Raw genomic sequence first — 8422 nt, forward strand, 5'->3', positions numbered from 1 at the left:
GATGCAGATCCTCTATTAACCTATACCCCAATTGGGTTAAAAAATAACGATCAACCAACACAAGTCATAACAGGTATGTTGTCTCGTGAAGAAGGAGAAGAAGTGGGTTCATACTCCATTAATCAAGGGACAATACAGGCATCCACCAACTATACTTTGGCTTTTCAATCGGCTAATTTGACAATCACCCCCGCTTTACTAACGATCAAAGTGGATGCGAAAACCAAAGTATATGGGGATGCAGATCCTCTATTAACCTATACCCCAATTGGGTTAAAAAATAACGATCAACCAACACAAGTCATAACAGGTATGTTGTCTCGTGAAGAAGGAGAAGAAGTGGGTTCATACTCCATTAATCAAGGGACAATACAGGCATCCACCAACTATACTTTGGCTTTTCAATCGGCTAATTTGACAATCACCCCCGCTTTACTAACGATCAAAGTGGATGCGAAAACCAAAGTATATGGGGATGCAGATCCTCTATTAACCTATACCCCAATTGGGTTAAAAAATAACGATCAACCAACACAAGTCATAACAGGTATGTTGTCTCGTGAAGAAGGAGAAGAAGTGGGTTCATACTCCATCAATCAAGGGACAATACAGGCATCCACCAACTATACTTTGGCTTTTCAATCGGCTAATTTGACAATCACCCCCGCTTTACTAACGATCAAAGCGGATGCGAAAACCAAAGTATACGGGGATGCTGATCCTGTATTAACGTATATGGTAAGAGGACTAAAATTGCAGGATGATGCAACAGAAGTAGTGACTGGAAACCTCATACGTCTAAGTGGAGAAAATGTAGGAACGTACGCGATTCAACAAGGGGATGTACAAGTAGGAGCAAATTATACTTTTACTTTTGAAACAGCCTTGCTTACGATTACCCCAGCTGCATTGAACATTCATCCCGTGGCGGGGCAACAGAAAGTTTATGGTACAGCAGATCCCGTTTTTGCGTTTACAACAACAGGATTACAACAGCATGATACGAGTGCTTCTGCCTTAACGGGGCAATTAGAAAGAAGAGTAGGGGAACAGGTAAATCACTATGAATATTTACTAGGAAGTTTACAAGCCCTTAACGGAAATTATACCCTACATCTAGTTACACAAGAACAGTTTGAAATTACACCTGCTCCTTTACAGGTGGTGGTTGAGGACAATCAGTTTAAGCGATTTGGAGAAGCTGATCCCGTATTGCGCTATCGTGTAAATGGATTACAACGTGGAGATTTTCTCATTCAGGCGGTTACAGGACAATTGACGCGTATTGCAGGAGAAACCATTGGATTTTATTCCATAGAACAAGGAACGCTAACGGCAAGAAGCAATTATTATATTGATTCTTTTTTGCCTGCTTCTTTTGAAATTAAAAAGAATAGCATCAAAGGATTAACGTTGCCCGCTCAACGTTTTGTCTATGATGGACAAGTGAAACGCTTGCAAATAGAAGGCGATATAGACCCGCGGGCAACGATAACCTATACGAATAATAATCAGACCGAAGTTGGACAATATACGGTTACCGCTACTGTAGATTATGGTCTCAATTATGAAATCTTACATCTACAGAGTGTATTAACCATTACCAAGGCGGATCAAGTGATTAGGTGGGATCAAGTATCGGAGGTTGTGATGGAAGATACGCCAACCTTACAATTAACGGCAACAACAACTGCTCATTTACCTGTATCCTATACAATTGATGATGTCGCTGATCAGGAAATAGCTGTGCTAGAAGAACCGGGACTTTTACGCTTTTTACAACCAGGAGTTGTTACTTTAACAGCAAATCAAAGCGGAAATGCGAATTTTAATGCCGCAAAATCAGTATCCCATACGATTGCAGTGGGCAGTAAAGATGCTAGTATTTGGGATTTAGTGGTTGATGGTGTTTCCTATGGAAAAATAGCAAAAGAAGTCGTTGTTGTTTTAGGTTGTGAAAAGGAGCAAAACGAGGTCGTAGTAGAAGTCCGCACCCAAGTAGGAGCAGTGGTACGTCCAGCAGATATCCTCGTTATTCCTGTGAACGAATACGGTCAATATGAACAGCTGATCACTGTTCAATCCCAAAACAAACAGGCGACTGAAACGTATAAAATCGTAATTGATAAACGTATTCCAACCGAAAATCTAGTGTTAGAGAAATATGATAATCTATTGTTTGTTAATAACAACAAGCAAACCAATGGAGGCTATGTTTTTAAGGCATATAAATGGTTTAAAAACGGCGTATTAATCGGAGAAGGACAAGCCTATTCCGCAGGAAATACATTTGGTTCGACCTTAGATCCACAAGCAGCATATGAAGTAGAATTGACTTTACATAACGGAAAGAAGATGCGTACTTGTCCTCTTGTTTGGGGCAAAAAAGTAGCTACTACTTGGGGGGTTTATCCCAATCCAGTACAAAAGGATAAGGTGTTAAACGTTCAATTAGCTGAGGACAATACGGAGTCAATCGCATATGCAATTTACAACATCAAAGGACAATTGATTCAACGTGGTCAAATAGAAGGAGACAAGAAAGCAATCCAAATCCCTTCCATTGCAACAGGTTCCTACTATTTGGTGCTGAAGGTTGCGGGTAAGCAACAGGGTATTCCGTTTATTGTGAAAGAATGAGGCTTGAGGGTTAAATACAAGTACGTTTGTTTCCATACTACAATAGAACGGAGGTGCTTACTAAGGGTGAATTGAACAATACAATAAAAATGTAAACCGTACAAACAGCAAATTTATCACGCTAAAGAAAATCTAAAATAGTGTCAATACAGCACAATTCTCCTTACCTTTGCCACTTAGTTTTTAGATTATGAAAAGAGTAGTAGTAGGACTTTCAGGGGGGGTAGATTCAAGTGTTGCCGCCTATTTATTGAAAGAACAAGGATACGAAGTAATCGGGCTCTTCATGAAAAACTGGCATGATGATACCGTTACAATTTCGAATGAGTGTCCGTGGCTAGAAGATAGCAATGACGCTCTCATGGTTGCCGAAAAGTTAGGCATCCCTTATCAAACCGTAGATTTAAGTGAACAATATAAGGAGAAGATTGTAGACTATATGTTTAAGGAGTACGAGAATGGTCGTACCCCCAATCCTGACGTATTGTGCAATAGAGAAATAAAGTTCGATGTATTCATGAAGATTGCTTTAGAATTAGGAGCAGATTACGTGGCTACGGGACACTATTGCAGAAAAGCCGAAGAAGAAGTCGTGTTAGAAGATGGCACGACTCAAACGGTTTATAAATTAATGGCAGGCGTGGATCCATCCAAAGATCAATCGTATTTCTTATGTCAATTATCCCAAGAACAGTTGGCGAAAGCCCTGTTTCCAATTGGGGAATTATACAAATCTAAAGTAAGAGAAATTGCCGCAGAAGCCGATTTAATTACAGCAGAGAAAAAAGACTCTCAAGGCTTGTGTTTCATTGGAAAAGTACGTTTACCCGAATTTTTACAACAGCAATTGAAACCCAAAGACGGATTCATTTATGAAATTCCCAAAGAGGCTGGTATTTTTTCTGCAAGTGAAGCACAATCTTATGCGAATCTTGAAGAAGAATTACACGCAGAAGCCAAAGCTTTTCAGTATTCACCTGAGATGGGTAAAAAAGTAGGCGATCACTATGGAGCCCATTATTTTACTACTGGACAACGCAAAGGATTAAATGTTGGTGGAACGGCAGAGCCTTTGTTTGTCATTGCCACGGATGTAGCGAATAATATCATTTATACGGGACAAGGAAATCAACATCCAGGATTATTTCATAAAACCCTTTTTGTGCAAGAACACGAAATCCACTGGATTAGAGAAGACTTAGAGCTACAACCCGGAGAAACGATGCAGATTAAAGCGCGTATTCGCTATCGTCAACCCTTACAAGAGGCTACGTTGTATAAAATGAACAGCGGGATGTATGTTCGTTTTGATGAACTTCAATCTGCCATTACAGAAGGACAATTTGTATCTTGGCATATTGGCGAGGAATTGATTGGTTCTGGAGTAATTGCGAAAGTGGTATAAATTGAAGGAAAAAATAAATGGAACAAAATAGAATAACGACCCTTTTGGGGATACAATACCCCATCATACAAGGGGGAATGGTATGGAACAGTGGCTATAAACTCGCCAGTGCAGTCAGCAATGCGGGAGGGTTGGGCTTACTAGGAGCGGGATCTATGTATCCAGAGGTTTTGAGAACGCATATACAAAAATGCAAACAAGCGACAGATAAACCATTTGGCGTTAATGTTTCGCTCTTGTATCCAGACCTTCAAGAAGTGATGGATATTTTAGTAGAGGAGGGAATTAAGATTGTATTTACTTCTGCAGGTAATCCCAAAATATGGACCCCTTTTTTAAAACAACATGGGATAACGGTCGTGCATGTGGTTAGTTCCTCGAAATTTGCGTTAAAAGCACAAGAGGCGGGTGTGGATGCTATTGTAGCTGAAGGATTTGAAGCAGGTGGACACAATGGGAGAGAAGAAACCACAACCTTTACTTTAATTCCAATGATTTGCGAAAAAGTGCGTATTCCCGTGATTGCAGCAGGAGGTATTGCAACGGGAAAAGGCATGTTAGCCGCCATGATTCTCGGAGCAGATGGTGTGCAAATGGGAACTCGTTTTATTGCGTCTACAGAAAGTGCTGCACATCAATCCTTCAAAGATAGGGTAATTGCTGTAGAAGAAGGAGATACTATTTTGACCTTGAAGGAATTGGCTCCCGTTCGCTTGATTAAGAACGAATTTTATAAAGGGATTGAAGAGCGATATGCAAACGGAGCGAGTGTAGAGGAATTAAGAGCTTATCTCAGCAAAGGCCGCTCTAAAAAAGGAATGTTTGAAGGCGATTTAGTGGAAGGTGAACTTGAGGCAGGGCAAGTAGCAGGATTAATCCATAGCATTGAGCCTGTCAATCACATTATACAGTCGATTATAACGGAGTTTAACGCCGCACAGCAAAGAAAATTTAATTTTTAAAAAGTTAAATGGGCATACGAGACAGCCAAATAGGCAGGAGCTGATTTAATTTTTATATCATAGGCTAAAAACCATGCGAATTTTAATTAAAAAGTTCGGATGGTTTTTTGCTATATACTAATAATCCTTTATTTTTATAGGAAGTAAAAGAAACTAAAAAACTACACATCAGATATGAGTTATTATAAAATAGAGAACCTTGAACAGTATTTCAAACACTATAAAAAATCAGTACGAGAACCACGAAAGTTTTGGAGTAAGATTGCAGAAGAGAATTTTGTTTGGTATCAAGTATGGGACAAGGTTTTTCAGTTTGACATGGAAGAATCAAAATTTGAATGGTTTGTCAATGCCAAATTAAATATTGTGAAGAACTGTGTTGATCGTCATCTTGCTAAAAGAGGAGAGAAACCAGCCATTATTTTTGAACCGAATAATCCAGAAGAAGTCGCTCAAATTATAACCTATAATGATTTGTTTAATCGCGTTTGTAAAATGGCAAACGTATTAAAAGAACAAGGAGTTAAAAAGGGAGATCGCGTATGCATCTATTTGCCAATGATTCCTGAATTAGCAGTAGCCATGTTGGCTTGCGCGAGAATCGGAGCTATTCACAGCGTTATTTTTGCAGGATTTTCTTCTTCAGCAGTGAGCAAGCGAATTAATGATGCCGATTGTCATTATGTTATTACTTCAGATGGAAGCTTTAGAGGAAATAAAAGTATCCCGTTAAAGCCAATTATTGACGAGGCTTTGAAATCGTGTCCTGCTGTAAAAACGGTTTTGGTTGTACAGCGTACAGAAGCAGATGTGGATATGGTAGCTGGAAGAGATATTTGGTTAAATCCTTTGCTAGATGCAGCATCAACGAATCATGTCGCTCAAGTCATGGATGCCGAAGATCCACTATTTATCCTTTATACTTCGGGTTCTACAGGAACGCCCAAAGGAATGGTGCATACTACAGCTGGTTATATGGTACAAACGGCCTATTCATTTAAAAATATATTCGATTATAAAGATGATGATATTTTTTGGTGTACTGCTGATTGTGGATGGATTACTGGACACTCTTATATTGTCTATGGTCCACTGTTAAACGGAGCCACAACGGTGATGTTTGAAGGGGTGCCAACCTATCCAAATCCAAGTCGCTTTTGGGATATAATCGATAAGTATAAAGTTACCCAATTTTATACCGCACCAACAGCCATTCGTTCCTTAATGACGGAAGATTATAAATACGTAAATGAGCACGATTTATCGAGTTTGCGTGTCATCGGATCAGTGGGAGAGCCCATTAACGAGGAAGCTTGGCACTGGTATAATGACCATGTAGGTAAGAAGAAATGCCCTATCGTAGATACCTGGTGGCAAACTGAAACAGGAAGTATTTTAATTTCACCTTTACCTTTTATTACACCAACCAAACCTACCTATGCAACCTTGCCTTTACCTGGTATTCAGGCAGTATTAATGGATGAAAAAAGAAACGAAATTGAAGATAATCAAATCGATGGATCGCTGTGTGTTAAATTCCCTTGGCCTTCTATGGCACGAACAATTTGGGGCGATCATCAACGTTACAAAGACACCTACTTTAGTCAATTTCCTGGAAAATACTTTACTGGAGACGGTGCCTTGAGAGATGAAGTTGGCTATTATAGAATCACAGGAAGAGCGGATGATGTAGTAATTGTATCAGGACATAATTTAGGAACGGCTCCAATCGAAGATGCTATCAATGAACATCCAGCTGTTGCTGAAAGTGCTGTAGTTGGATATAAACACGACATTAAAGGAAATGCACTCTACGGTTTTATTACCTTAAAAGTAGAAGGAGAATACAGAGATCGCGAAAATGTGAAAAAAGAAATCAATCAATACATCAGCAGTCATATCGGTCCAATTGCAAAACTCGATAAAATTCAATTCGTGGAGAGTTTGCCAAAAACAAGATCAGGCAAAATTATGCGTAGAATCTTGCGGTCAATTGCCGACGGAGAAACAAAAGATTTTGGTGATGTATCCACATTAATCAATCCAGAAGTGATTGAAAAAATTAAAGAAGCAAAATTATAGCCTTTAGGCGGAATAAAATAAAAAAACAGGGTTCGATGAACCCTGTTTTTTTTTGTGTTTATTACTGAAAGAAAAGAACGAAGGAATCCTGTGAAAAAGGGACAAACATAGAAGTTTTACCTGCTTATATCGTCTAGTAAAAGGACATTTTGCGATTATTTACTTTTATAATTATTTTTTTTTATGCTAAAATGGTGTTTATTAGTGGTGTTTTTTGTTAGTTTTTTTGTGTTTTTTAGTTATTTAGTGTTAAATAAGTGTAAAAATATTTGGTATTTATTAGATATTGCTATTGCTTTTTACTTATTTATTTCCCGTTAGCTTCGGTTTAGGTTTGTGTTATTTTGTTAGGATATACTTTTATTTATAAAAGAAAGTCATTTTTTAGTTGCCTAATTAGCTATAATTTCATGTAAAACTGCTTTTATCTGTTAATAATGGAATAGATTTCGCAATTTGTATTACTTGTTTTTAGTCTTTCTGGTGTTTTTGGGTTTTTAATTATTACTAAATTTAATAAAATGTTGATTAAAATTTATTAAAAATTGTAATATGATTAGAAAAATTATTCCATTGATGGCGTTATTTGCAACTGGTTTTGCAAGTGCCCAAGTTGGTATTGGAACGAAGACTCCAGCGAGTTCGAGCCAACTTGATATTGTTTCAGATGAAAAAGGAGTTTTATTCCCAAGAGTAAATTTAGTAGGAGAAACAGATAAAGAGCCCATAACAGGTGACTTAGAGGAAAGTCTATTTGTATATAATTTAGGTGAAAAAGGATTAACGGCTGGTTTCTACTATTGGGAAAAAGATAAATGGGTGCGTCTACTCAATACGCAAACCTATGTCAATACCACGAACGTAAGCTTTACACTAGAAGATGAAAAACTAACCATTACAGATTCACAAGGAAATAAAGTTCAGTTAGATGTGAAAGAAATTGCTAATAACTCGACTTTCATTACCGAATTAACAACCAACGAAGAATTTATTAATGCAGTTACCAATAATAATTCTTTTATTACAGAAATCATTAATAAATTAAGAGGAAAGTACGGAAACGTATATTATCATCCCACAAGAAATAAATTCTACTATATCACAGAAGATGGTACGCAAAGTGAAATTGATTGGTCAGAACTTAATACAACTAACGTAAGTTTTACACTAGTAAATGATAAGCTGACTGTCACAGATTCTGATGGTAATACAGTTGAATTAGCTGTGGAAGAAATAGCTAACAACTCTACCTTCATTACCGAATTGACAACCAATGAAGAATTCATCACCAAGGTAACGGCCAATGAGACGTTTATTACGGAGATTATCAACA

4 protein-coding genes and 1 pseudogene are annotated in these 8422 nt (G+C 37.9%); all 5 read left to right on the top strand.

The annotated features are described in order from the left end of the window. The coding region (locus tag ACLJX0_RS15170; protein ID WP_410881662.1) for an MBG domain-containing protein at positions 1-2640 on the top strand (2640 nt) is incomplete at its 5' end. Positions 2641-2830: 190 nt separating this feature from the next. Beyond that, complete coding sequence (mnmA, locus tag ACLJX0_RS15175) at positions 2831-4045, top strand: tRNA 2-thiouridine(34) synthase MnmA (RefSeq protein ID WP_410881663.1); 1215 nt, start codon at positions 2831-2833, stop codon at positions 4043-4045. A 17-nt stretch (positions 4046-4062) separates the two neighbouring features. Continuing rightward, entirely contained in the window at positions 4063-5007 is a 945-nt protein-coding gene (locus ACLJX0_RS15180; RefSeq protein WP_410881664.1) for an NAD(P)H-dependent flavin oxidoreductase, read from the top strand. A gap of 174 nt (positions 5008-5181) precedes the next feature. Beyond that, a complete protein-coding gene (gene acs / locus ACLJX0_RS15185) occupies positions 5182-7089 on the top strand; it encodes an acetate--CoA ligase (protein WP_410881665.1) in 1908 nt (635 codons plus the stop codon). 552 nt (positions 7090-7641) lie between these two features. Further along, positions 7642-8422 (top strand): annotated as a pseudogene (locus tag ACLJX0_RS15190) (hypothetical protein); the annotation flags it as partial.

The sequence above is a fragment of the Myroides sp. DW712 genome (assembly GCF_046557355.1).
In the GTDB taxonomy this organism is placed as follows: domain Bacteria; phylum Bacteroidota; class Bacteroidia; order Flavobacteriales; family Flavobacteriaceae; genus Flavobacterium.

What these genes read in the sequence shown, in the direction of transcription:
- acs (WP_410881665.1), top strand. Translation starts at nt 5,182, where the DNA reads ATGAGTTATTATAAAATAGAGAACCTTGAACAGTATTTCAAACACTAT.
- ACLJX0_RS15180 (WP_410881664.1), top strand. Translation starts at nt 4,063, where the DNA reads ATGGAACAAAATAGAATAACGACCCTTTTGGGGATACAATACCCCATC.
- mnmA (WP_410881663.1), top strand. Translation starts at nt 2,831, where the DNA reads ATGAAAAGAGTAGTAGTAGGACTTTCAGGGGGGGTAGATTCAAGTGTT.